We start from the raw sequence: 20,935 nt of genomic DNA, 5'->3' as shown, positions 1-20,935 counted from the left end.
TTCTCAGACGACCCACAACGAGCGCACGATCATAAAGTGACCGGCGAAGTAGCAGGCGGCAACAATCGCCCTGTCGGCGGTAAAGCGGCGACGATAGTGTGAGATAAACCAGACGGCGTTTGCCAGCAGCAGCAGACCGGCACCCACCATGATCGAGAAGCTGTAATCGGTCGGGCGGAAGAAGTACTGCTCGGTCGCTATCCAGGTCATTACCAGCGTCATGCCGATAAAGGTGCAGACAGGCCAGCGCAGATCTTCCAGTCGGCTCCAGATGACGCCAATCAGAGCGGCACCGATGATGAGCAGCGTTAGCGGGATCGGCCAGAAGAAGGTCATGGTCATGCTGGCGGCGAAGCAGAGGGTATAAAGCAGGTGCGACAGGAAGAAAGCCCCGACGGCATAGAGCATCTGCTGACGCGGCAGCAGCGTTAACGCATCACCGACCAGCGTCGCGACCAGACCGGCCAGAATCAGGTAGTCCGTAGTCTGCAGCACAGGTGCCTGCCAGGCCAGCCCGACAAGCAGCAGCAGCGTGACCGGTTTAAATAACCAGCGTTGCCATTGCGGGCCGCGATAGGTGGCGTCGACATAGAGCCAGCCGGAGAAAAGTACAGCGAGGAAAGACCAGAGCATTGTTTCTCCCTTTTTTATTCAAAATGGTGAAAGATCCCAAAATATCCTTTCCAGTTTAGGTTAAGCCTCTGAGATGTGACAATCAGGCAACTCTGGTTGTATGCTTTGCCGCCTGATTAATCATTCTGCAGGCACCAGATCGCTATGAGCAAACCGCCGCTAATCTTTATTATCGTTCTGGCGATTATCGCCGTGCTGGCGACCCGTCAGTTCATTAAGCAACGCCGGGAAGTGGCGGTGAATGACGCTTCACCCGAGCGTTCTCTGCAGGTTGAGGTCAAAACCAAACGTGAATTTCCTGCACCCAATCGCCGTTCACGGCAGCGGGAAGTTATCGCCGGGGAAGAGATGCGCTACGAGGTGCTGCTTCACCCGCTGAACGGTGCCAGCGACATCAAAGTGCAGCTTAAAGAGGCGGAATATCATCAGCTGGACAAGGGTGCCAAAGGCGAGCTGAAGATGCAGGGCACGCGCTTTATCAGCTTCACACCCCGACAGTAACAGGCGGGCATTGCGCCCGCCCGGGTTTATTTCTTACGTGGGAAGTTTTTCTTCTGCCAGGCGACCAGTTCGAATACCCCGAACAGAAACACTTTGGCCTGGGTGACGCGGTCAATCGGCGGCGCATCTTTGGTCTGCGTGGTGCGCAGTAACACCAGCTGCAGACCATGCATCAGGATCATGAAAATCAGTGCAACGTTGATAAAATAAGTCAGTGGCTTCGGGTAGGGATGGACCAGATTAGCCAGTAAAAATCCCCACACGCATAGCATCAACAGACGCCCCAAATTAAGTAACATCCTGCGTCTCCTGTTGACGTTGATACAAACGATAAGCCACTTGTCCGGCTATTTTCTCGCGATAAAGATCCCACTCTGGCGGCACCGGCGGTGCGCCATTTTCCACTTCACTTTCGACGTAAATCAGCGCCTGGTCGGCCAGCCAGTGATTCTGCTCCAGCAACTGTAACGTCTGTTCCAGCAATCCCTGACGAAACGGCGGATCAATAAACACCACATCAAAGGGTGTACCCGCCTGTGCCAGCCAGTTTAGCGCATTGGTCTGAACCACGGTGCCATTCGTGGCGCGCAGCGTCTGCAGATTTTTTGATAACTGCTGTGCTACCGGACGTTCCAGCTCCAGCAGCGTCGCCGATCCCGCGTAACGCGACAGCGCTTCCAGTCCTAATGCGCCGCTACCGGCAAAGCAGTCGAGGCAGCGCGCTTCTGGCAGCACCGGGGCCAGCCAGTTAAACAGCGTCTCGCGAACCCGATCGGTCGTGGGGCGCAGTCCGGCGCTGTCCGGCACCGGCAGTTTGCGTCCGCGCCACTGGCCGCCAATGATGCGAATCTGCCCGGCACCGCCTGTACTGCGGGGGTTTTTATTCATCTTGCTCACAACTCGTCATAATTTGTTGCGTAGTTTAACGGGCGAATCGGTGAGAAGAAACGTTAAAAAAGGGTGCTGTGGTGAGCTGGCTGGAAAGTGTTAGACTACTGAGTTGCTGAAGTCATGCATTATTCTGCGGTTTACGCCGGTCTGGCGCTGACCAATTTCATTGATTTACCCCTGGAAACCACGCGCGACCGGGACAAAGCCATCGAGGAGTGTCGTCACACAATGGCAAAAGAGAAAAAACGTGGCTTTTTTTCCTGGCTGGGATTTGGCAAAGAGGAAGAGAAACAACCTGTAGCGGAGGAGCAGACACCAGAGGTCGCTGAACCCGCACAGCAGCAGACAGAACAGGAAGCCCCGGCATTAAGCCAGGCTGAAGCACAAGCGGAAGAGACTGTCGTCATCACCGAAACGGTGGCCGGGCAGCAGCGTGAGGCGGAAGTCACTGCGGCAGCGCCGCATGAATCAGCACCTGCGGTGCTGGATGAGGCTGAGCCGATTGAGGCCGACCCTGAAGCGCTGCTGGAGGTTGCCGCACCTGAACATGATGCGACGCCGGTCATAGACGCCGACGACGTGGTCACGCCGATCGCTGACGCGGAACCCGCAGACGCGCCGTTAAGCGAAGAAGAGCTGACGGCGCTGGCGCTGGGCGATGCAGAGATCGTCGAAACCCCGCACAGTGAAGCACAGTTAAACGACGAAGTGCCCAGGCCACAGGTGCTGGATGACGCCGCGAGCGCTGAAACGCAGGATAGCGAAGCAGACGCGCCGCTGACTGAGGAAGAGCTGACTGCACTGGCACTGGATGACGCCGATGTCACGGACCAGGAACCGACTGAGTCGCTATCCGATACCGTCAGCGATCTGCCGCTGGCCGCCGCGCCGCTCATCGTGCAGGAGCAGGAGCGTCCCAGCAAAGAGGGCTTCTTCTCCCGCCTGAAGCGCAGCCTGGTCAAAACCCGTCAGAACCTGGGTTCCGGTTTTATCAGCCTGTTCCGTGGCAAAAAGATTGATGATGACCTGTTTGACGAGCTGGAAGAGCAGTTGCTGATTGCGGATGTGGGCGTGGATACCACGCGTCGCATCATCACCAACCTGACCCAGCAGGCAAACCGCAAGCAGTTGCGTGACGCGGAAGCGCTCTACAGCCTGCTGAAAGCAGAGATGGCCTCGATTCTGGCGAAAGTGGATGCGCCACTGGATGTCTCAGGTAAAACGCCATTTGTCATCCTGATGGTGGGCGTCAATGGCGTGGGTAAAACCACCACCATCGGTAAGCTGGCACGCCAGTATCAGGCCGAGGGCAAGTCCGTGATGTTAGCGGCCGGTGATACCTTCCGCGCCGCAGCGGTTGAGCAACTGCAGGTGTGGGGCCAGCGCAATAACATTCCGGTCATTGCGCAGCACACCGGCGCAGATTCCGCTTCGGTGATTTTCGATGCCATTCAGGCCGCGAAATCACGCGGCGTTGACGTGCTGATTGCCGATACGGCGGGTCGTCTGCAGAACAAATCGCACCTGATGGAAGAGCTGAAAAAAATCACCCGCGTGATGAAAAAGCTGGATGATTCCGCACCTCACGAAGTGATGCTGACGCTGGATGCCAGCACCGGACAGAATGCGGTCAGCCAGGCCCGACTGTTTAATGAAGCCGTCGGCCTGACCGGGATTGCGCTTACCAAGCTGGATGGCACCGCCAAAGGCGGCGTGATCTTCTCGGTGGCCGATCAGTTCGGTATTCCGATTCGCTACATCGGCGTCGGTGAAGGCATTGAAGATTTACGGCCGTTTAAGGCGGAAGATTTTATTGAGGCACTGTTTGCCCGAGAGGACTAATTAGGATGATTCGCTTTGAAGAGGTCAGTAAGGCATATCTCGGCGGACGTCAGGCGCTGCAGGGGGTAGATTTCCATCTGCGTCCCGGCGAAATGGCGTTTCTGACCGGCCACTCCGGTGCCGGTAAAAGTACCTTGCTGAAGCTGATTTGTGGCATTGAGCGCCCGAGTGCCGGAAAAATCTGGTTCAGCGGCCATGACATTTCCCGCCTGCGTAACAGTGAGGTGCCTTTCCTGCGTCGTCAGATTGGCATGATCTTCCAGGATCACCACCTGCTGATGGATCGGTCGGTTTATGACAATGTGGCGATCCCGCTGATTATTTCCGGTGCCAGCGGCGAGGATATCCGTCGTCGCGTCTCGGCGGCGCTGGATAAAGTAGGCCTGCTCGACAAAGCGAAAAGTTATCCGATTCAGCTTTCGGGCGGTGAGCAGCAGCGTGTGGGCATCGCCCGTGCGGTGGTGAACAAGCCAGCCGTACTGCTGGCCGATGAACCGACCGGTAACCTCGACGACGCGCTGTCAGAAGACATTCTGCGCCTGTTCGAAGAGTTCAACCGCGTCGGCGTCACCGTCCTGATGGCGACGCATGACAGCGGCCTGATCGCCCGACGTAACTACCGGATGATGACGCTGAATCAGGGACGTCTGCACGGAGGCCACGATGGTCAATAAACGCATTAAACGTCCGGCTGCGCCGAAAGCTAAGCAGCCGTCGAAGTCGAAGAGTAAAGCGCTGAAGGGCGGCTGGCAGGAGCAGTGGCGCTATGCGCTGCGCGGTACGCTTTCGGATATGTGGCGTCAGCCGCTGGCTACACTGCTGACGGTGATGGTCATCGCCATTTCTCTGACGCTGCCCAGCGTCTGCTACATGGTGTGGAAAAACGTCAGTCAGGCGGCCACGCAGTGGTATCCGGCGCCGCAGTTGACCGTTTATCTCTCCAAAACGCTGGATGACACGGCGGCAGAAAATGTGGTGGCGCAGCTCAAGCAGGTCGAAGGCGTAGATAACGTCAACTACCTGACGCGGGAAGAGGCGCTGAATGAGTTCCGTAACTGGTCGGGCTTTGGTGGCGCAATGGATATGCTGGAGCAGAATCCGCTGCCTGCGGTAGCCATCATCACGCCTAAGCTCAACTTCCAGAACTCAGACACCATGCAGAGCCTGCGCGATCGGGTGAGCAAAGTGCAGGGCGTGGATGAAGTGCGAATGGATGACAGCTGGTTTGCGCGGCTGGCGGCACTGACCGGGTTGGTGGGGCAGATTGCCTCCATGATTGGCGTGCTGATGATTGTGGCGGTGTTCCTGGTGATCGGTAACAGTGTCCGCCTCAGCATCTTTGCGCGACGCGACACTATTAACGTGCAGAAGCTGATTGGTGCCACCGATGGCTTTATCCTGCGTCCATTCCTCTATGGCGGCGCGCTGCTGGGCTTCAGCGGTGCGGTGCTGTCGCTGCTGCTGTCAGAAGTGCTGGTGCTGCGTCTGCAGTCGGTCGTCGCCAGTGTGGCAACCGTATTTGGTACCACCTTCTCGCTGGAAGGCTTCTCCTGGGATGAAGCGCTGCTGCTGCTACTGATTGCGGCCATCATCGGCTGGGTGGCAGCCTGGCTGGCAACGGTACAACATTTACGTCGATTTACGCCGCAGTAAACGCCTGCAACATTTTTTTGTTATAATGGTCCTCTGCTACCGATAGTGGGTGCAGAGGATTTTTCCCCTCTTCCCTTCCTGTCATCTGTGTGTAAAATATTCACTGCTATAATTGAACTTGTGGATAACTTTATCACTCTAAGTAGCACAGATTGCTTTCGGATCTCGCGCGACGTTGACGTAATGTATCGTCTGCGCAGGGAAATGTGCGGCAATTCCACTGAATTTGTGAGGGTTTGAATGACCAAAGAAATGCAAACTTTAGCTATTGCTCCTCTTGGCAACCTGGAGTCTTACGTCCGGGCTGCGAATACCTGGCCGATGCTCTCGGCTGAAGAGGAAAAAGCGTTGGCTGAACGGCTGCATTACCAGGGCGATCTGGAAGCAGCAAAGACGCTGATCCTGTCTCACCTACGCTTTGTAGTTCATATCGCTCGTAATTACTCCGGCTATGGTCTGCCACAGGCTGACCTGGTCCAGGAAGGCAACATCGGCCTGATGAAAGCGGTGCGTCGCTTCAACCCTGAAGTGGGCGTGCGTCTGGTTTCGTTCGCCGTGCACTGGATTAAAGCGGAGATTCACGAATACGTGCTGCGTAACTGGCGTATTGTGAAAGTCGCGACCACCAAAGCACAGCGTAAGCTGTTCTTTAACCTGCGTAAAACCAAGCAGCGTCTGGGCTGGTTCAATCAGGACGAAGTCGAGATGGTTGCGCGCGAGCTGGGCGTAAGCAGCAAAGACGTGCGCGAAATGGAATCGCGTATGGCCGCGCAGGATATGACCTTTGATATGTCTGCCGACGACGAGAGCAGCGAAGGCCGTTCGATGGCACCGGTGCTGTATCTGCAGGATAAAACCTCTGACTTTGCCGACGGCATCGAAGAGGATAACTGGGATGCGCATGCGGCTGACAAGCTGAGCTATGCGATGGAAGGTCTGGATGAGCGCAGTCAGCACATCATTCGCGCCCGCTGGCTGGACGAAGACAATAAAACCACGCTGCAGGAGCTGGCCGATCAATACGGCGTATCCGCCGAACGTGTCCGGCAGCTGGAAAAGAACGCCATGAAGAAACTGCGTATGGCGATTGAAGCGTAACGCACTTCAACACCTTAAGGGGCGACAGATGATGTCGCCCTTTTTGTTTTCTGCGTCCGGCTAGTCTGCCGCCCGTATCCAGCCATCACTCTGCGCCCTGAAGCCACACGCCTGCATAAACGCCGCGCGTACCTGCTGATCGTCACTGCCATCATCGGCAATCCACCAGTCCGCGATTGAACCATTCTGCCTGATTGTCTCCTCCAGCAAATACTGTCCTACCCCGCGTCGCCGGGTGACATCGCGCACCGCCAGCCGGTGAACCTTGCCATGGATGCCGGAGATTTCCAGCTGCAAACCTGCCAGCAGACGGTCATTAAAACGCGCCGCGTAAAGACGATGAGACTCACTTAAACCCTGTTCCAGTTTTTCCATCTCCAGATCCGGCCAGACTTTGCCAAGATCGATGCGGTCCTGCGGCGTCAGCGCGGTCAGGCGCTGGATAGTGAGCTTCATAACAAAAACCTCTAAAAAAGGGGAAAGTGTAGCGAAAGTATACAACCAGAGGGCCACCACATTTTCATCAATAAAACAGGTCAAAAGATGGCCTGGATGCCAGGATAACAGGAGTAAACCTGGATAGCGGGCGAAGAATCCAGCATAACACGCTGGCAAAGTGGTCATAAACCGGCCATTGCATCCAGTGTATTATGCTGTTTAACCCGGTCAATTCTGAATGTGTCAGTTGATTTACAGAAGAAACTTCCTGTTTAATAACCTGAAAAATAAAGCCTTATTACTAATAAATGTCAGAAAAGTACGCTAACTCATTCATCATTAATCAGTTTTCGACTTTATCTGGCAACGCAAGCACTCACAACATACACGACAAAATAAATGGGGTAGTCAGGATGAAAATGAAAGGGCGCGCATTACTGGCGGGATGTGTAGCACTGGCGATGAGCCATGCGGCGCTGGCTGAAGATATCAAAGTGGCAATTGTCGGCGCAATGTCAGGTCCGGTAGCGCAGTACGGCGACATGCAGTTCGCCGGTGCAACGCAGGCGATTGAAGATATTAACGCCAAAGGCGGCGTTAACGGCAACAAACTGGTGGCGGTGAAATATGATGACGCCTGTGACCCGAAACAGGCGGTTGCGGTCGCGAACAAGGTGATTAACGATGGCATCCGCTACGTCATCGGCCACCTCTGCTCTTCCTCCACCCAGCCGGCGTCTGACATCTATGAAGATGAAGGCGTACTGATGATCACCCCGGCCGCGACCGCACCTGACCTGACTTCCCGTGGCTATAAACTGATTATGCGCACCACCGGCCTCGACTCCGATCAGGGGCCGACCGCCGCGAAATATGTGATGACCGAGCTGAAACCGCAGCGTATCGCAGTGGTTCACGACAAACAGCAGTATGGCGAAGGCCTGGCGCGCTCCGTGCAGGAGAGCCTGAAAAAGCAGGGCGCTAATATCGTGATGTTTGAAGGAATCACCGCGGGCGATAAAGATTTCTCTACGCTGGTAGCCCGCTTCAAGAAAGAGAACGTCGATTTCGTCTATTTCGGCGGTTACTACCCGGAAATGGGCCAAATCGTGCGTCAGGCACGTGCTGCTGGCCTGAAAACCCAGTTTATGGGACCAGAGGGTGTGGGTAACGCCTCGCTGTCGAACATTGCTGGTGCGGCTTCTGAAGGCATGCTGGTGACCCTGCCGAAACGTTACGACCAGGTCGAAACTAACAAACCGATCGTTGACGCGCTGAAAGCGAAGAAACTGGATCCGACCGGCCCGTTCGTCTGGACCACCTATGCCGCTCTGCAGTCGCTGGCAACCGGTATGGAGCGCAGCAAGAGTGCTGAGCCGGATGCTATCGTAAAAAACCTCAAGGAAGGTGCCGCGGTGCCAACCGTGATGGGCAACCTGAACTGGGATGAGAAGGGCGATCTCAAGGGCTTTGAATTCGGCGTCTTCAAATGGCATGCCGATGGCACCTCGACGGCTGTGAAGTAAACCAGGCTGTTTTGTGGTGAGCGGGAGGCCGGGTAACCGGTTTCCCCTGACCAGCGACACGAACGCCTGGTGCTCGTCTGCCAGGCGTTTTTTGTACCCCGATCGCCTGCGATCGGTTAAGTAAGGGTCAAGGTATGTCCGAGCAGTTCCTCTATTTTATTCAGCAGATGTTTAACGGTGTGACCCTGGGTAGCACTTACGCGCTGATCGCCATCGGTTACACCATGGTTTACGGCATTATCGGCATGATCAACTTCGCCCACGGCGAGGTCTACATGATCGGTAGCTATGTCTCCTTTATCGTGATCGCCGCCCTGATGATGATGGGCATCGACACTACCTGGCTGATGATTGCTGCTGGCTTTGTGATGGCGGTGATTATCTCCAGCGCCTACGGCTGGAGCATTGAGCGCGTCGCCTACCGGCCTGTGCGTTCATCCAAGCGCCTGATTGCGCTGATCTCCGCCATCGGGATGTCGATATTCCTGCAAAACTACGTCAGCCTGACGCAGGGTTCACGCGACCTGGCGCTGCCGAGCCTGATCACCGGACAGTGGACGGTAGGCGAGAGCAACGGATTTGCCGCCACGATTTCTACCATGCAGATTGTGATCTGGGTGGTGACGTTCCTGGCGATGCTGGCGCTGACCACCTTTATCCGCTATTCCCGTATGGGCCGCGCCTGTCGCGCCTGCGCTGAAGACCTGAAAATGGCCAGCCTGCTGGGGATTAACACCGACCGCGTGATCTCGCTGACCTTTGTGATCGGTGCCGCGATGGCGGCAGTCGCAGGCGTGCTGCTGGGCCAGTTCTATGGGTCGATCAACCCCTTCATCGGCTTTATGGCGGGCATGAAAGCCTTTACCGCCGCGGTGCTGGGCGGAATTGGCAGTATTCCGGGCGCAATGATTGGCGGCCTGGTACTGGGCATCGCTGAAGCGCTGACTTCTGCGTATCTCAGCACGGAATATAAAGATGTGGTCTCGTTTGCCCTGCTGATTGTGGTGCTGCTGGTGATGCCGACCGGGATTCTGGGTCGCCCGGAGGTTGAAAAAGTATGAAGATCTCCTTTATCAATGCCCTGATCTCGTCGGTGATGCTGCTGGTGCTTGCCACCTTTTTTATGGGATTGCGCCTGAATCTGGACGGCACGAATCTGGTAGTGCAGAACGCGGGTAGCGTGCGCTGGAACTGGATCGCCGCAGGCTGTGCGGTGGTGTTTCTGTTCCAGCTGTTGCGTCCGGTGTGGCAAAGCGGCCTGAAGAAAATCTCCGGTCCGGCGCTGGTGTTGCCTGGCCTGGATGGCTCGACGCCAAAGCAGAAGCTGGTGATGGCAGTGATGATTATCGCCGCCATTGCCTGGCCATTCCTGGTGTCACGCGGCACCGTCGATATCGCCACCATGACGCTGATCTATGTGATGCTCGGTCTGGGCTTAAACGTGGTGGTCGGTCTCTCTGGCCTGCTGGTACTGGGTTATGGCGGCTTTTACGCCATCGGTGCCTACACTTTTGCGCTGCTGAATCACTATTACGGTCTTGGCTTCTGGCAATGCCTGCCGCTTTCCGGCATGGTCGCTGCATTGTTTGGTCTGCTGCTGGGCTTCCCGGTGCTGCGACTGCGCGGCGACTATCTGGCGATTGTGACGCTGGGCTTCGGTGAGATCGTGCGTATTCTGCTGCTGAACAATACCGCCCTGACCGGCGGGCCGAATGGCATCAGCCAGATCCCGAAACCGACGCTGTTTGGTCTGGAGTTTGGCCGTACGCCCCGTGAAGGCGGCTGGGATACCTTCCATAACTTCTTTGGGCTGAAGTACGATCCCAGCGACCGCATCATCTTCCTCTACCTGGTGGCGCTGCTGCTGGTGGTATTGACGCTGTTCGTGATCAACCGGCTGCTGCGGATGCCGCTGGGCCGGGCCTGGGAAGCGCTGCGCGAAGATGAGATTGCCTGTCGTTCACTGGGCCTGAGTCCGACCCGCATCAAGCTGACCGCCTTTACCATCAGTGCCGCGTTTGCCGGTTTTGCCGGCAGTCTCTTCGCGGCGCGTCAGGGCTTTGTCAGCCCGGAATCCTTTACCTTTGTCGAGTCCGCCTTTGTGCTGGCGATTGTGGTATTGGGCGGGATGGGCTCGCAGTTTGCGGTCATTCTGGCCGCCATCCTGCTGGTGGTGTCACGCGAGCTGATGCGCGACCTCAATGAATACAGCATGCTGGTGCTGGGTGGCCTGATGGTGCTGATGATGATCTGGCGTCCGCAGGGCCTGTTGCCGATGAAGCGTCCGCATCTGAAGCTCAGAACCGGTAAACAAGGAGAACAGGCATGATTCAGCCTTTATTAGCCGTTGAAGGCCTGATGATGCGCTTCGGCGGTCTGTTAGCCGTGAACAATGTGGCACTGGAGCTGCGTCCACAGGAGATCGTTTCACTGATTGGTCCCAACGGTGCCGGTAAAACCACCGTGTTCAACTGCCTGACCGGCTTTTACAAACCCACCGGTGGCACGATCAAACTGCGTGAGCAGCATCTGGAAGGGTTGCCGGGCCAGAAGATTGCGCGGATGGGCATCGTGCGGACTTTCCAGCACGTGCGTCTGTTCCGTGAGATGACGGTGATTGAGAACCTGCTGGTCGCGCAGCATCAGCATCTGAAAAGCGGCGTATTTTCCGGCCTGCTGAAAACCCCGGCGTTTCGCCGCAGTGAGAGCGAGGCGCTGGATCGTGCGGCGACCTGGCTGGAGCGGGTGGGTCTGCTGGATCTGGCGAACCGTCAGGCGGGCAATCTGGCCTATGGTCAGCAGCGCCGTCTGGAGATTGCGCGCTGTATGGTGACGCGCCCGGAGATTCTGATGCTGGATGAACCGGCGGCGGGTCTTAACCCCAAAGAGACCCACGAGCTGGACGCGCTGATTGCGGAACTGCGTGGTGAACACAAGGTGTCGGTGCTGCTGATTGAACATGATATGAAGCTGGTGATGGGTATTTCTGACCGTATTTACGTGGTTAATCAGGGAACGCCGCTGGCTAACGGAACGCCGGAGGAGATTCGTAATAATCCGGATGTCATTCGTGCCTATTTAGGAGAGGCCTGAGATGGCAAATGCGATGTTAACCATTGAGAACGTCAGCGCTCACTACGGCAAAATTCAGGCGCTGCACAACGTTAGTCTCTATATCAATCAGGGCGAAATCGTCACCCTGATTGGCGCTAACGGCGCCGGAAAAACCACGCTGCTGGGCACGCTGTGCGGCGAGCCGCGCGCGACCCAGGGCACCATCACTTTTGATGGCAAAGCCATTACCGACTGGCAAACGGCGCGCATCATGCGTGAAGCGATCGCCATCGTGCCAGAGGGACGGCGGGTGTTTTCGCGCATGACGGTGGAAGAGAACCTGGCGATGGGCGGCTTTTTTGCCAGCCGCCCGGAGTATCTGACGCGGATTAAGCGCGTGTATGAACTCTTTCCACGGCTGGAGGAGCGTAAAATCCAGCGTGCCGGGACGATGTCAGGCGGCGAACAGCAGATGCTGGCGATTGGCCGTGCGCTGATGAGCCAGCCGCGCCTGCTGTTGCTGGATGAGCCGTCGCTGGGACTGGCACCGATCATTATTCAGCAGATCTTCGACACGATTGAGCAGTTGCGCAGCGAAGGGATGACGATTTTCCTGGTGGAGCAGAATGCCAATCAGGCGCTGAAGCTGGCTGATCGGGGCTATGTGCTGGAGAACGGGCATGTCGTGCTCGAAGATAGCGGTGCAGCGCTCCTATCAAACGAAGCCGTCCGCAGCGCTTACTTAGGTGCCTGATGGGGCACGGCCTGGCTTACTTGCCAGGTTCCGGTTGGGCAGTGCTCGCCATCCTCACGTACTACGTGTACGCTCCGGTGGCTGCGCGCTGTCCGCCCGCAACCTGGCTGCGCCGCCGACGGCCTTTGAAAGTGATGCGGAATGTGTCGCTGACGGCCTTGAGTGTTGGTTTGAGTGGAGCCGCCGACGGCCTTCGACTTCAGTGAAGTGAAAACCTCAGTAAGGTATTTTCAGCTTCCAGTCGCTCTGCAATTTATGTAACTAAAAACTGGTATCGCGGGCGTTTTGCCGCCGTGCTGCCAGCGTCCTCTTTTTCTCAATAAAGCCTGTCACCCGCCTGTCATCTTCCTGTTATTAATCCGTCATTTCCCCGTGTCATGTTACTTCGCGAACCAGAAATCCGTGATTTCACGCGTATTTACCTGCACAGGAAAATTCTATGTCCGTCGTTACCTTTCGTCGTAGCCTGATGAGCGTGCTGCTCGGTCTGACACTCAGCAGCCATGCCATGGCCGCCACTGAGATTCCTTTCTGGCACTCTATGGAAGGCGAGTTAGGCAAAGAAGTGGATTCGCTGGCACAGCGTTTTAACCAGACGCATCCCGATTACAAAATTGTTCCGACCTACAAAGGTAACTACGAGCAGAGCCTGGCGGCAGGGATTGCGGCCGTGCGCAGCGGCAAAGCCCCCGCGGTACTGCAGGTCTATGAAGTCGGTACGGCGACCATGATGGCTTCTAAGGCGATTGTGCCGGTGCATCAGGTTTTCAAAGATGCTGGCATCCCCTTTGATGAAAAGCAGTTCGTACCAACGGTGGCGGGCTACTACAGCGACAGCAAAGGTCAGCTGATCTCTCAGCCGTTCAACAGCTCGACGCCGGTGCTCTACTACAACAAAGACGCCTTCAAAAAAGCGGGCCTTAACCCGGATCAACCCCCTAAAACCTGGCAGGAGCTGGCGACGGATGCCTCCGCACTGCGCAAATCGGGGATGAGCTGTGGCTACGCCAGCGGCTGGCAGGGCTGGATCCAGATTGAAAACTTCAGCGCCTGGCATGCGCTGCCGGTGGCGACGGAAAACAACGGATTTGACGGGCTTGATGCGGTGCTGGAGTTCAACAAGCCGGTACAGGTTCGTCACATCGACCTGCTGGAAGCGATGAACAAAAAAGGGGACTTCACCTACTTTGGCCGCAAAGATGAGTCCACCGCCAAGTTCTACAACGGTGACTGCGGTATCACTACCGCCTCATCCGGATCGCTGGCTGATATCCGCCACTACGCCAAATTCAACTTCGGCGTCGGCATGATGCCGTATGACGACACCGTGCCGAATGCACCGCAGAACGCCCTGATCGGCGGGGCCAGCCTGTGGGTGATGAAAGGCAAAGATGCGGCAACCTACAAAGGCGTGGCCGAGTTCATGCAGTTCCTGGCTAAACCGGAAATCGCCGCGGAATGGCACCAGAAAACCGGCTATCTGCCGATTACCACCGCCGCCTACGAGCTGACGAAACAGCAGGGCTTCTACGATAAGAATCCGGGTGCAGATATTGCGACCCGCCAGATGATGAACAAGCCGCCACTGCCGTTCACCAAAGGCATGCGTCTGGGCAACATGCCGCAGATTCGTACCGTGATCGACGAGGAGCTGGAAAGCGTCTGGACCGGCAAACAGTCGCCGCAAAGCGCGCTGGATAACGCAGTGAAACGCGGCAACGAACTGCTGCGCCGCTTTCAGCAGCAGGTGAAATAATCTCTCCTCTGGCCAGCCCAGGCTGGCCCCTCTTTTCTGACGCCAGGTACGCCATGTCTTCATCCCGTCCGGTTTTTCGCACCAGCCTGTTGCCCTATCTTCTGGTGCTGCCGCAACTGCTGATTACCGCCATCTTCTTTCTCTGGCCTGCCGGTGAAGCGCTGTGGTACTCGCTGCAAAGCCTCGACCCCTTTGGCATCTCCAGCAGCTTTGTCGGGCTGGAAAACTTCAGACGCCTGTTTGCCGATCCCTACTATCTGGACTCGTTCTGGACCACGATAAAATTCAGCGGCATGGTCACGGTGTTCGGCATGGTCTTTTCGCTGCTGCTGGCGGCGCTGGTGGATTATGTGGTGCGACTGCGCCGCCTCTATCAGACCCTGCTGCTGCTGCCCTACGCCGTTGCGCCTGTGGTGGCTGCGGTGCTGTGGATGTTTCTGTTTAACCCCGGTCTGGGCCTGTTCAGCTATCTGCTGAACCACATCGGCTACGACTGGAACTATGCGCAAAACAGCGGTCAGGCGATGTTCCTGATTGTGCTGGCATCAATCTGGCAGCAGATGAGCTACAACTTCCTGTTCTTTTTTGCCGCCCTGCAATCTATTCCCAAATCGCTGGTGGAAGCCGCCGCCATTGACGGTGCCGGGCCGGTGCGTCGCTTCTTCAACCTCTCACTGCCGCTGATCACGCCCGTGAGTTTCTTTCTGCTGGTGGTGAACCTCATCTACGCCTTCTTCGATACCTTCCCGGTGATTGATGCCGCGACCGGCGGCGGGCCGGTGCAGGCGACCACCACGCTGATCTACAAAATCTATCGTGAAGGCTTTACCGGTCTGGATCTCTCCTCGTCCGCGGCGCAGTCGGTGGTGCTGATGCTGCTGGTCATCGGGCTGACGGTGCTCCAGTTCCGCTTTGTTGAACGTAAGGTGCAATACCAATGATTGAGAATCGACGCGGGCTGGATATCTTCAGCCACATCGTGCTGGTGCTGGGCGTGCTCACTATCCTGTTTCCGCTCTATGTCGCCTTTGTGGCGGCGACGCTGGATAACGAGGCGGTCTATCAGGTGCCGATGACGCTGGTGCCCGGTACGCACCTGTGGGAGAACATCTCGCGCATCTGGACCCATGGCGTCAACGGCAGCGGGCCAGCGTTTGGCCTGATGCTGCTCAACAGCATGATCATGGCGCTGGGCATCACCTTCGGCAAAATCACCGTGTCGATGCTGTCGGCGTTTGCGCTGGTCTGGTTCCGTTTTCCGCTGCGCACGCTCTTTTTCTGGCTGATCTTCATCACCCTGATGCTGCCGGTAGAGGTGCGTATCTTTCCTACGGTTCAGGTGATTGCCGATCTCAACCTGCTCGACAGCTACAGCGGATTAACCCTGCCACTGATGGCATCGGCAACCGCGACCTTTCTGTTCCGCCAGTTCTTTATGTCACTGCCGGATGAGCTGGTGGAAGCGGCGCGCATCGACGGTGCCAGCGCGATGCGCTTCTTTATCGACATTGTTCTGCCGCTGTCAAAAACCAATCTGGCGGCGCTGTTTGTCATCACCTTTATCTACGGCTGGAACCAGTATCTCTGGCCGCTGCTGATTATCAATGACGCCAGCCTCGGCACGGCGGTGGCAGGGATCAAAAGCATGATCTCCTCCAGCGGTTCGCCGACCCAGTGGAACGAAGTGATGGCGGCAATGTTATTAACCCTGATCCCACCGCTGGTGGTGGTGTTAGTCATGCAGCGTGCCTTTGTGCGCGGTCTGGTTGAGAGTGAGAAATAAGATGGCAGGCGTAACCCTTCAGGCAGTAACCAAGTCCTACGATGGCAAAAATCAGATCATTCAGCCGCTGAACGTCACCATCAATGACGGCGAATTTATGGTGATGGTCGGGCCGTCCGGCTGCGGCAAATCGACCCTGCTGCGCATGGTGGCCGGACTGGAGCGCGTCAGCTCCGGCGATATCTATATCGACAACCGGCGCGTCACTCAGGAAGAGCCGAAAGATCGCGGCATTGCGATGGTGTTCCAGAACTACGCGCTCTATCCCCATATGTCGGTAGAGGAGAACATGGCCTATGGCCTGAAAATCCGCGGTATGGGCAAAGAGCAGATTCGCCAGCGGGTACTTGAAACGGCGCGCAGTCTGGAGCTGGATCACCTGCTGATGCGGCGGCCTCGCGAGCTGTCTGGCGGACAGCGCCAGCGCGTGGCGATGGGGCGCGCCATCGTACGTGAACCGGCAGTGTTTCTGTTTGATGAGCCGTTGTCGAATCTTGATGCCCGCCTGCGGGTGCAGATGCGGCTGGAACTGCAACAGCTGCATCGCCGCTTACAGACCACCAGCCTCTATGTCACGCATGATCAGGTGGAGGCGATGACGCTGGCGCAGCGGGTGATGGTAATGAACAAAGGGGTGGTCGAGCAGCTTGGCACGCCGGTTGAGGTGTATGAACGTCCCGCCAGCCAGTTTGTTGCCTCGTTTATCGGCGCGCCTGCCATGAACCTGCTGAAAGGACAGTTCAGCAGCGACGGATCGCGCTTTGACCTCGACGCCTCGCATGCCCTGCCGCTCAGCGACACAAAAGCGAAATGGGCCAACCGGCCGGTGGTGCTGGGCATCCGGCCAGAGCACATCCGGCTCAGTAGCCGCGAGCAGGGCGGCGTGCCGCTGCGAGTCGATACGCTGGAGATGCTGGGTGCCGATAATCTGGCCCATGGTCGCATCGGTGACACGCCACTGGTGGTACGCTTAGCCCACAGCGAACGGCCGCAGCCAGGCAGTACGCTGTGGCTGCATCTGCCGTCAGATGCGTTACACTTCTTCGATTCAACTCATGGAAAGCGTCTGGAATGAGCACACAACACTGGCCTTATCCCCGCATCGTCGCCCATCGTGGCGGCGGTAAACTGGCACCAGAAAACACGCTGGCCGCGATCGACACTGGCGCGAAGTATGGTCATCAGATGATTGAATTTGATGCCAAATTATCGGCGGATGCGCAGATCTTCCTGCTGCATGACGACACGCTGGATCGCACCAGTAACGGCTGGGGCGTCGCGGGTCAGCTGCCGTGGGAGAAGCTGTCGCAGCTCGACGCGGGCAGCTGGTTTGGCAACGCGTTTACCGGCGAGAAGCTGGCGCGGCTGGATGAAGTCGCGGCCCGCTGTCGTCAGCATCAGATGATGGTGAACATCGAAATCAAACCGACCACCGGCAGTGACGCCGAAACCGGACGCGCCGTGGCGCAGGCTGCCGCGATCCTGTGGCAGGGTCAGACCGCACCGTTGCTCTCTTCGTTCTCTTTTGAAGCACTGGAAGCGGCGATGCAGGTCGAGCCAGGGCTGCCGCGTGGCCTGCTGTCGCACAGCTGGGATCCACAGTGGCAGGAAAAAACCACGGCGCTGGCGTGCGTATCCATCCACCTCAACCATAAAGTGCTGACTGCGGAGCGGGTTGCAGAGCTGAAAAGTGCGGGCCTGAAGATTCTGGTCTATACCGTGAACAGCCCGGACCGGGCGCGGGAATTGCTGACGTGGGGCGTCGATGCCATCTGTACCGACAGCATCGACATCATTGGCCCCGATTTTCATTAGTTCTGATTCGGACTCTGGTTCTGCTGGCCCGGCTGTGTGGTTATCACCCGCTGTTGGGCGCTGTTGCGCTGCTCCTGCATTTTACGCTGCATGTCCTGCGTCTGACGCTGCTGATCCTGGCGCAGCTTCAGCTGTTGCTGCTGTTGCTGGCTCTGCATCTGCGACTGCATCCGCTGCTGGCTCGGGTTATAGCCCGGTTTATTTGGATCGTTGGTGCTGTTCAGCGTGTTCGCCTGACTGGCGAAAGGCAGCAGGGCGGCTAAAACAATCATCCACTTTTTCATCTTTGCTCCTTCCTTTATCGCGACAGGTTTTTTGGGTGCACAACGGCGCACACCGATATCAGGGTCGCACCCATAAGTTTACGCGATATCACAGACCTTACTTTCCGATCTATTCCTGATTTGACTTAACCCCGGTTATTTTGCTGTATTTGTAGGCACTTGCAGAAATGATAAAAAAATGTAAATAACAACATGGGATGGTGGCAGGATGAAAATGCAGCAGACAGTGCGTCAGCTTAGCTGGTCGCTGGTGATGAGCTTTACCATGGTGGCAGGCACTTATGCCGCGCCCACTCAGGCACCACCGGTCTCCTACGGCGTGGACAGTGATACCTTTCACCCGGTAAAAGCGCAGCACGGCATGGTAGCGTCGGTGGATGCGCTTGCAACCCAGGTGGGCGTGGAAATTCTGCGTCAGGGCGGTAATGCGGTAGATGCCGCGGTCGCCGTGGGCTTTGCGCTGGCTGTGACCCATCCGCAGGCGGGCAACCTGGGCGGCGGCGGCTTTATGCTGCTGCGCACTGCCTCTGGCCGCGCGGCCGCTATCGATTTCCGTGAAATGGCACCGGGCCATGCGTCGCGCGATATGTTTCTGGATAAGCAGGGCAACGCCGACAGTAAGCTGTCGCTGACGTCACACCTTGCTTCCGGCACGCCGGGCACCGTTGCCGGACTGGCGCTGGCTGCGCAGAAATATGGCACCCTGCCGCTGAGCACGCTGCTGGCACCAGCGATCAAACTGGCGCGTGACGGTATTCCGGTCAACGATGCGCTGGCGGATGACCTGAAGACCTACGGCAAAGAAGTGTTGATCACCCATCCGAACAGTAAAGCGATTTTCTATAAACCGGACGGCACGCCGTGGCAGAAGGGCGATCGGCTGGTGCAGAAAAACCTGGCCCACAGCCTGCAACTGATTGCCCGTCAGGGACCGGATGCGTTTTACAAAGGTGAAATCGCGGATGAGATCGCCGGCGAGATGGCGCAGCATGGCGGCCTGATCAACAAAGCTGATCTGGCGGCCTATCGTGCGGTCGAGCGAACGCCTGTCAGCGGAACATACCGTGGCTATGAAGTCTTCTCTATGCCGCCGCCGTCATCCGGTGGTATCCACATCGTGCAGATCCTCAATATCCTGGAGAACTTCGATCTGGCGAAGATGGGCTTTGGCAGTGCTGACGCCATGCAGGTGATGGCAGAAGCGGAGAAATATGCCTACGCGGACCGCTCGGAATATCTTGGCGATCCCGATTTCGTGAAGGTACCGTGGCAGGCGCTGACCAGTAAAGCCTATGCCAAAACGCTGGCGCAGCAGATCGATGTAGCAAAGGCGCGCCCTTCCAGCGAGATCAAGCCCGGTAAGCTCGAACCTTACGAAAGTAATCAGACCACCCATTTCTCGGTGGTGGATAAGCAGGGCAATGCCGTTGCGGTAACCTATACCCTTAACACCTATTTCGGCAGCGGAATTGTGGCGGGCAAGAGTGGCATCCTGATGAATAATGAGATGGATGACTTCTCTGCCAAGCCAGGCACGCCAAATGTCTACGGGCTGGTCGGCGGGGAAGCGAATGCGGTGCAACCGGCGAAACGTCCGTTGTCATCGATGTCGCCGACTATCGTCGCCAAAGGGGGCAAAACCTGGCTGGTGACCGGCAGTCCTGGCGGCAGCCGCATTATCACCACGGTATTGCAGATGGTGGTTAACAGCATCGATTTCGGGATGAATGTGGCGGAAGCCACCAATGCGCCGCGCTTCCATCATCAGTGGCTGCCGGATCAGCTGCGGGTGGAGAAGGGCTTCAGTCCCGATACGCTGCGTCTGCTGGAAACCAAAGGTCAGCATGTGAAGGTACTTCCGTCGATGGGCAGTACGCAGAGCATCATGATCGGGCCGGATGGCATGCTCTACGGCGCTTCCGATCCGCGCAGCATCGATGATTTGAGTGCGGGTTATTGAGATTTGAGACTGCTGACAAACTCAAACCCGGGTGAATCTGACAGCAATAAATAAGCTTAACGCGCAGGGAACTGGGTCAGAAGAGGAAAGCGTCCCGCGCCAGGACGGCGCGGGCCGAGCATGTCATGGATGACGGCTTTTGCGTCTTTCCGATCTGACCCTGTTTCCTGCGCAGCCGCTAACTGACAGCGAACCTTGTCAGGGTTTATCAGCAGAAAGGGCGCCTTCGGTGCTCTTTCTGCTTCCACACGTCAGGCTTTAACCCGCGCCATATAATGCGCGTCAATCAGTTCACCGTGTCGCATTGCGAAGCCTTTAGCCGTTCCCTCAATCTCAAACCCGAAACGCTGATACAGGGCGATAGCCGGGCCATTATCCACGAACACCGTCAGCTCCATTCGGCTCACCTGTAGCCAGTTGTCACATAACGAGACCATTTCACGCATGAGTGCAGTACCGACGCCTCGCTGCCGGTAGCGTTCATCCACGCCCATCCCCAGCGAGGCGACGTGACGGCGTCTGGGACGTGCTACTGCGTCCAGCGCACACTGGCCTACAACCTCTTCGTCGATACAGGCCACCAGCAGATGCGAATGGGGCGGTGGTGTAGCGAGGCGGGTCTGCCACATCTGTAGCGATGAGTGAGGCAGATGCAGCGTGCTGGCCTGGGTATCTGGCTGACTGTAAATCCTGTGCAGCGCAGCAGCATCTTCTGGCATGACGTGGCGGACAACTATTTCACTCATGGTCTCTCCTTTAGTCCATAAAAACCTTTTAAACATCAAGGTATTCACCGCGTTAATCAGGGTAAAAAATGTGAAAAGAACTTTACAGACGCGAATGATAATGATTATTATTGCTATGCGTTTCCGGGAGGTCGCCCGACAGCCTGGAAAAGCACGACATTGCTCACATTGCTTCCAGTATTATTTCGCCAGCTTAGATGC

General features: G+C 56.9%; 22 protein-coding genes. 16 read left to right on the top strand and 6 right to left on the bottom strand.

What is annotated here, in order from left to right:
• Window positions 1-3 precede the first annotated feature (3 nt).
• Window positions 4-633: a lysoplasmalogenase gene (locus tag N1689_RS16120; RefSeq protein ID WP_260059422.1), complete on the bottom strand. Its 630-nt coding sequence runs from the start codon at window positions 631-633 to the stop codon at window positions 4-6.
• Between the two features lie 144 nt (window positions 634-777).
• Between N1689_RS16120 and N1689_RS16115 the strand changes: the two genes are divergently transcribed.
• A complete protein-coding gene (locus N1689_RS16115) occupies window positions 778-1,134 on the top strand; it encodes a DUF2500 domain-containing protein (protein ID WP_222924887.1) in 357 nt (118 codons plus the stop codon).
• A 26-nt stretch (window positions 1,135-1,160) separates the two neighbouring features.
• On the opposite strand, the gene N1689_RS16110 is transcribed toward N1689_RS16115, so the two are convergent.
• A complete protein-coding gene (locus tag N1689_RS16110; protein WP_003852192.1) occupies window positions 1,161-1,433 on the bottom strand; it encodes a DUF1145 family protein in 273 nt (90 codons plus the stop codon).
• Window positions 1,423-2,022, bottom strand: coding sequence for a 16S rRNA (guanine(966)-N(2))-methyltransferase (rsmD, locus tag N1689_RS16105; RefSeq protein ID WP_222924888.1), 600 nt, complete (start codon window positions 2,020-2,022; stop codon window positions 1,423-1,425). Before rsmD ends, N1689_RS16110 begins: the two co-directional genes overlap by 11 nt.
• A gap of 231 nt (window positions 2,023-2,253) precedes the next feature.
• On the opposite strand from rsmD, the gene ftsY reads away from it, so the two are divergent.
• From ftsY to rpoH, 4 genes are all read left to right on the top strand, one after another.
• Complete coding sequence (gene ftsY / locus N1689_RS16100; protein ID WP_260059452.1) at window positions 2,254-3,867, top strand: signal recognition particle-docking protein FtsY; 1,614 nt, start codon at window positions 2,254-2,256, stop codon at window positions 3,865-3,867.
• A gap of 5 nt (window positions 3,868-3,872) precedes the next feature.
• Window positions 3,873-4,541 carry a cell division ATP-binding protein FtsE gene (ftsE, locus tag N1689_RS16095; protein ID WP_013359348.1) on the top strand — a complete coding sequence of 223 codons (669 nt, stop codon included), beginning with the start codon at window positions 3,873-3,875 and terminating at the stop codon, window positions 4,539-4,541.
• Window positions 4,531-5,520: a permease-like cell division protein FtsX gene (ftsX, locus tag N1689_RS16090; protein WP_013359347.1), complete on the top strand. Its 990-nt coding sequence runs from the start codon at window positions 4,531-4,533 to the stop codon at window positions 5,518-5,520. Before ftsE ends, ftsX begins: the two co-directional genes overlap by 11 nt.
• A 240-nt stretch (window positions 5,521-5,760) precedes the next feature.
• Window positions 5,761-6,618, top strand: coding sequence for an RNA polymerase sigma factor RpoH (gene rpoH, locus N1689_RS16085; RefSeq protein ID WP_003852201.1), 858 nt, complete (start codon window positions 5,761-5,763; stop codon window positions 6,616-6,618).
• Window positions 6,619-6,678: 60 nt separating this feature from the next.
• Here the strand turns inward: rpoH and panM are convergent, their stop codons facing one another.
• Window positions 6,679-7,074, bottom strand: coding sequence for an aspartate 1-decarboxylase autocleavage activator PanM (gene panM, locus N1689_RS16080; protein WP_013359346.1), 396 nt, complete (start codon window positions 7,072-7,074; stop codon window positions 6,679-6,681).
• Window positions 7,075-7,469: 395 nt separating this feature from the next.
• Between panM and N1689_RS16075 the strand changes: the two genes are divergently transcribed.
• From N1689_RS16075 to ugpQ, 10 genes are all read left to right on the top strand, one after another.
• On the top strand, window positions 7,470-8,582 hold the full coding sequence (locus N1689_RS16075; RefSeq protein ID WP_013359345.1) for a branched-chain amino acid ABC transporter substrate-binding protein: 1,113 nt from the start codon (window positions 7,470-7,472) through the stop codon (window positions 8,580-8,582).
• 134 nt (window positions 8,583-8,716) lie between these two features.
• Entirely contained in the window at window positions 8,717-9,643 is a 927-nt protein-coding gene (gene livH, locus N1689_RS16070; protein ID WP_009087789.1) for a high-affinity branched-chain amino acid ABC transporter permease LivH, read from the top strand.
• Window positions 9,640-10,911, top strand: coding sequence for a high-affinity branched-chain amino acid ABC transporter permease LivM (locus N1689_RS16065; RefSeq protein WP_161735544.1), 1,272 nt, complete (start codon window positions 9,640-9,642; stop codon window positions 10,909-10,911). Before livH ends, N1689_RS16065 begins: the two co-directional genes overlap by 4 nt.
• Window positions 10,908-11,675, top strand: coding sequence for a high-affinity branched-chain amino acid ABC transporter ATP-binding protein LivG (gene livG, locus N1689_RS16060; protein ID WP_013359342.1), 768 nt, complete (start codon window positions 10,908-10,910; stop codon window positions 11,673-11,675). The genes N1689_RS16065 and livG overlap by 4 nt, the downstream gene beginning before the upstream one ends.
• A 1-nt stretch (window position 11,676) precedes the next feature.
• A complete protein-coding gene (gene livF / locus N1689_RS16055) occupies window positions 11,677-12,390 on the top strand; it encodes a high-affinity branched-chain amino acid ABC transporter ATP-binding protein LivF (RefSeq protein ID WP_013359341.1) in 714 nt (237 codons plus the stop codon).
• 439 nt (window positions 12,391-12,829) lie between these two features.
• On the top strand, window positions 12,830-14,146 hold the full coding sequence (ugpB, locus tag N1689_RS16050) for a sn-glycerol-3-phosphate ABC transporter substrate-binding protein UgpB (protein ID WP_260059419.1): 1,317 nt from the start codon (window positions 12,830-12,832) through the stop codon (window positions 14,144-14,146).
• Window positions 14,147-14,199: 53 nt separating this feature from the next.
• Entirely contained in the window at window positions 14,200-15,087 is an 888-nt protein-coding gene (ugpA, locus tag N1689_RS16045; protein ID WP_260059418.1) for a sn-glycerol-3-phosphate ABC transporter permease UgpA, read from the top strand.
• Entirely contained in the window at window positions 15,084-15,929 is an 846-nt protein-coding gene (gene ugpE, locus N1689_RS16040) for a sn-glycerol-3-phosphate ABC transporter permease UgpE (RefSeq protein WP_161735538.1), read from the top strand. The genes ugpA and ugpE overlap by 4 nt, the downstream gene beginning before the upstream one ends.
• Window position 15,930: 1 nt before the next feature.
• On the top strand, window positions 15,931-17,004 hold the full coding sequence (locus N1689_RS16035; RefSeq protein ID WP_161735536.1) for a sn-glycerol-3-phosphate import ATP-binding protein UgpC: 1,074 nt from the start codon (window positions 15,931-15,933) through the stop codon (window positions 17,002-17,004).
• Window positions 17,001-17,744, top strand: coding sequence for a glycerophosphodiester phosphodiesterase (gene ugpQ, locus N1689_RS16030; protein ID WP_161735534.1), 744 nt, complete (start codon window positions 17,001-17,003; stop codon window positions 17,742-17,744). The genes N1689_RS16035 and ugpQ overlap by 4 nt, the downstream gene beginning before the upstream one ends.
• On the opposite strand, the gene N1689_RS16025 is transcribed toward ugpQ, so the two are convergent.
• Entirely contained in the window at window positions 17,741-18,028 is a 288-nt protein-coding gene (locus tag N1689_RS16025; RefSeq protein ID WP_161735532.1) for a DUF2756 domain-containing protein, read from the bottom strand. The genes ugpQ and N1689_RS16025 overlap by 4 nt on opposite strands.
• Window positions 18,029-18,236: 208 nt before the next feature.
• Here N1689_RS16025 and ggt point away from each other — a divergent pair, with 208 nt between their 5' ends.
• Window positions 18,237-19,988, top strand: coding sequence for a gamma-glutamyltransferase (ggt, locus tag N1689_RS16020; protein WP_260059417.1), 1,752 nt, complete (start codon window positions 18,237-18,239; stop codon window positions 19,986-19,988).
• Between the two features lie 251 nt (window positions 19,989-20,239).
• On the opposite strand, the gene N1689_RS16015 is transcribed toward ggt, so the two are convergent.
• Window positions 20,240-20,734, bottom strand: coding sequence for a GNAT family N-acetyltransferase (locus N1689_RS16015; protein ID WP_161735528.1), 495 nt, complete (start codon window positions 20,732-20,734; stop codon window positions 20,240-20,242).
• Between the last annotated feature and the right edge of the window lie 201 nt (window positions 20,735-20,935).

Source organism: Pantoea sp. XY16, assembly GCF_025153065.1.
In the GTDB taxonomy this organism is placed as follows: Bacteria; Pseudomonadota; Gammaproteobacteria; order Enterobacterales; family Enterobacteriaceae; genus Pantoea; species Pantoea alfalfae.
This window is presented reverse-complemented; position numbering and strand designations above follow the sequence as displayed.

Excerpts from the sequence above, each read along its gene's own strand:
- N1689_RS16120 (WP_260059422.1), bottom strand. The coding sequence starts at position 633 with ATGCTCTGGTCTTTCCTCGCTGTACTTTTCTCCGGCTGGCTCTATGTC.
- N1689_RS16115 (WP_222924887.1), top strand. The coding sequence starts at position 778 with ATGAGCAAACCGCCGCTAATCTTTATTATCGTTCTGGCGATTATCGCC.
- N1689_RS16110 (WP_003852192.1), bottom strand. The coding sequence starts at position 1,433 with ATGTTACTTAATTTGGGGCGTCTGTTGATGCTATGCGTGTGGGGATTT.
- rsmD (WP_222924888.1), bottom strand. The coding sequence starts at position 2,022 with ATGAATAAAAACCCCCGCAGTACAGGCGGTGCCGGGCAGATTCGCATC.
- ftsY (WP_260059452.1), top strand. The coding sequence starts at position 2,254 with ATGGCAAAAGAGAAAAAACGTGGCTTTTTTTCCTGGCTGGGATTTGGC.
- ftsE (WP_013359348.1), top strand. The coding sequence starts at position 3,873 with ATGATTCGCTTTGAAGAGGTCAGTAAGGCATATCTCGGCGGACGTCAG.
- ftsX (WP_013359347.1), top strand. The coding sequence starts at position 4,531 with ATGGTCAATAAACGCATTAAACGTCCGGCTGCGCCGAAAGCTAAGCAG.
- rpoH (WP_003852201.1), top strand. The coding sequence starts at position 5,761 with ATGACCAAAGAAATGCAAACTTTAGCTATTGCTCCTCTTGGCAACCTG.
- panM (WP_013359346.1), bottom strand. The coding sequence starts at position 7,074 with ATGAAGCTCACTATCCAGCGCCTGACCGCGCTGACGCCGCAGGACCGC.
- N1689_RS16075 (WP_013359345.1), top strand. The coding sequence starts at position 7,470 with ATGAAAATGAAAGGGCGCGCATTACTGGCGGGATGTGTAGCACTGGCG.
- livH (WP_009087789.1), top strand. The coding sequence starts at position 8,717 with ATGTCCGAGCAGTTCCTCTATTTTATTCAGCAGATGTTTAACGGTGTG.
- N1689_RS16065 (WP_161735544.1), top strand. The coding sequence starts at position 9,640 with ATGAAGATCTCCTTTATCAATGCCCTGATCTCGTCGGTGATGCTGCTG.
- livG (WP_013359342.1), top strand. The coding sequence starts at position 10,908 with ATGATTCAGCCTTTATTAGCCGTTGAAGGCCTGATGATGCGCTTCGGC.
- livF (WP_013359341.1), top strand. The coding sequence starts at position 11,677 with ATGGCAAATGCGATGTTAACCATTGAGAACGTCAGCGCTCACTACGGC.
- ugpB (WP_260059419.1), top strand. The coding sequence starts at position 12,830 with ATGTCCGTCGTTACCTTTCGTCGTAGCCTGATGAGCGTGCTGCTCGGT.
- ugpA (WP_260059418.1), top strand. The coding sequence starts at position 14,200 with ATGTCTTCATCCCGTCCGGTTTTTCGCACCAGCCTGTTGCCCTATCTT.
- ugpE (WP_161735538.1), top strand. The coding sequence starts at position 15,084 with ATGATTGAGAATCGACGCGGGCTGGATATCTTCAGCCACATCGTGCTG.
- N1689_RS16035 (WP_161735536.1), top strand. The coding sequence starts at position 15,931 with ATGGCAGGCGTAACCCTTCAGGCAGTAACCAAGTCCTACGATGGCAAA.
- ugpQ (WP_161735534.1), top strand. The coding sequence starts at position 17,001 with ATGAGCACACAACACTGGCCTTATCCCCGCATCGTCGCCCATCGTGGC.
- N1689_RS16025 (WP_161735532.1), bottom strand. The coding sequence starts at position 18,028 with ATGAAAAAGTGGATGATTGTTTTAGCCGCCCTGCTGCCTTTCGCCAGT.
- ggt (WP_260059417.1), top strand. The coding sequence starts at position 18,237 with ATGAAAATGCAGCAGACAGTGCGTCAGCTTAGCTGGTCGCTGGTGATG.
- N1689_RS16015 (WP_161735528.1), bottom strand. The coding sequence starts at position 20,734 with ATGAGTGAAATAGTTGTCCGCCACGTCATGCCAGAAGATGCTGCTGCG.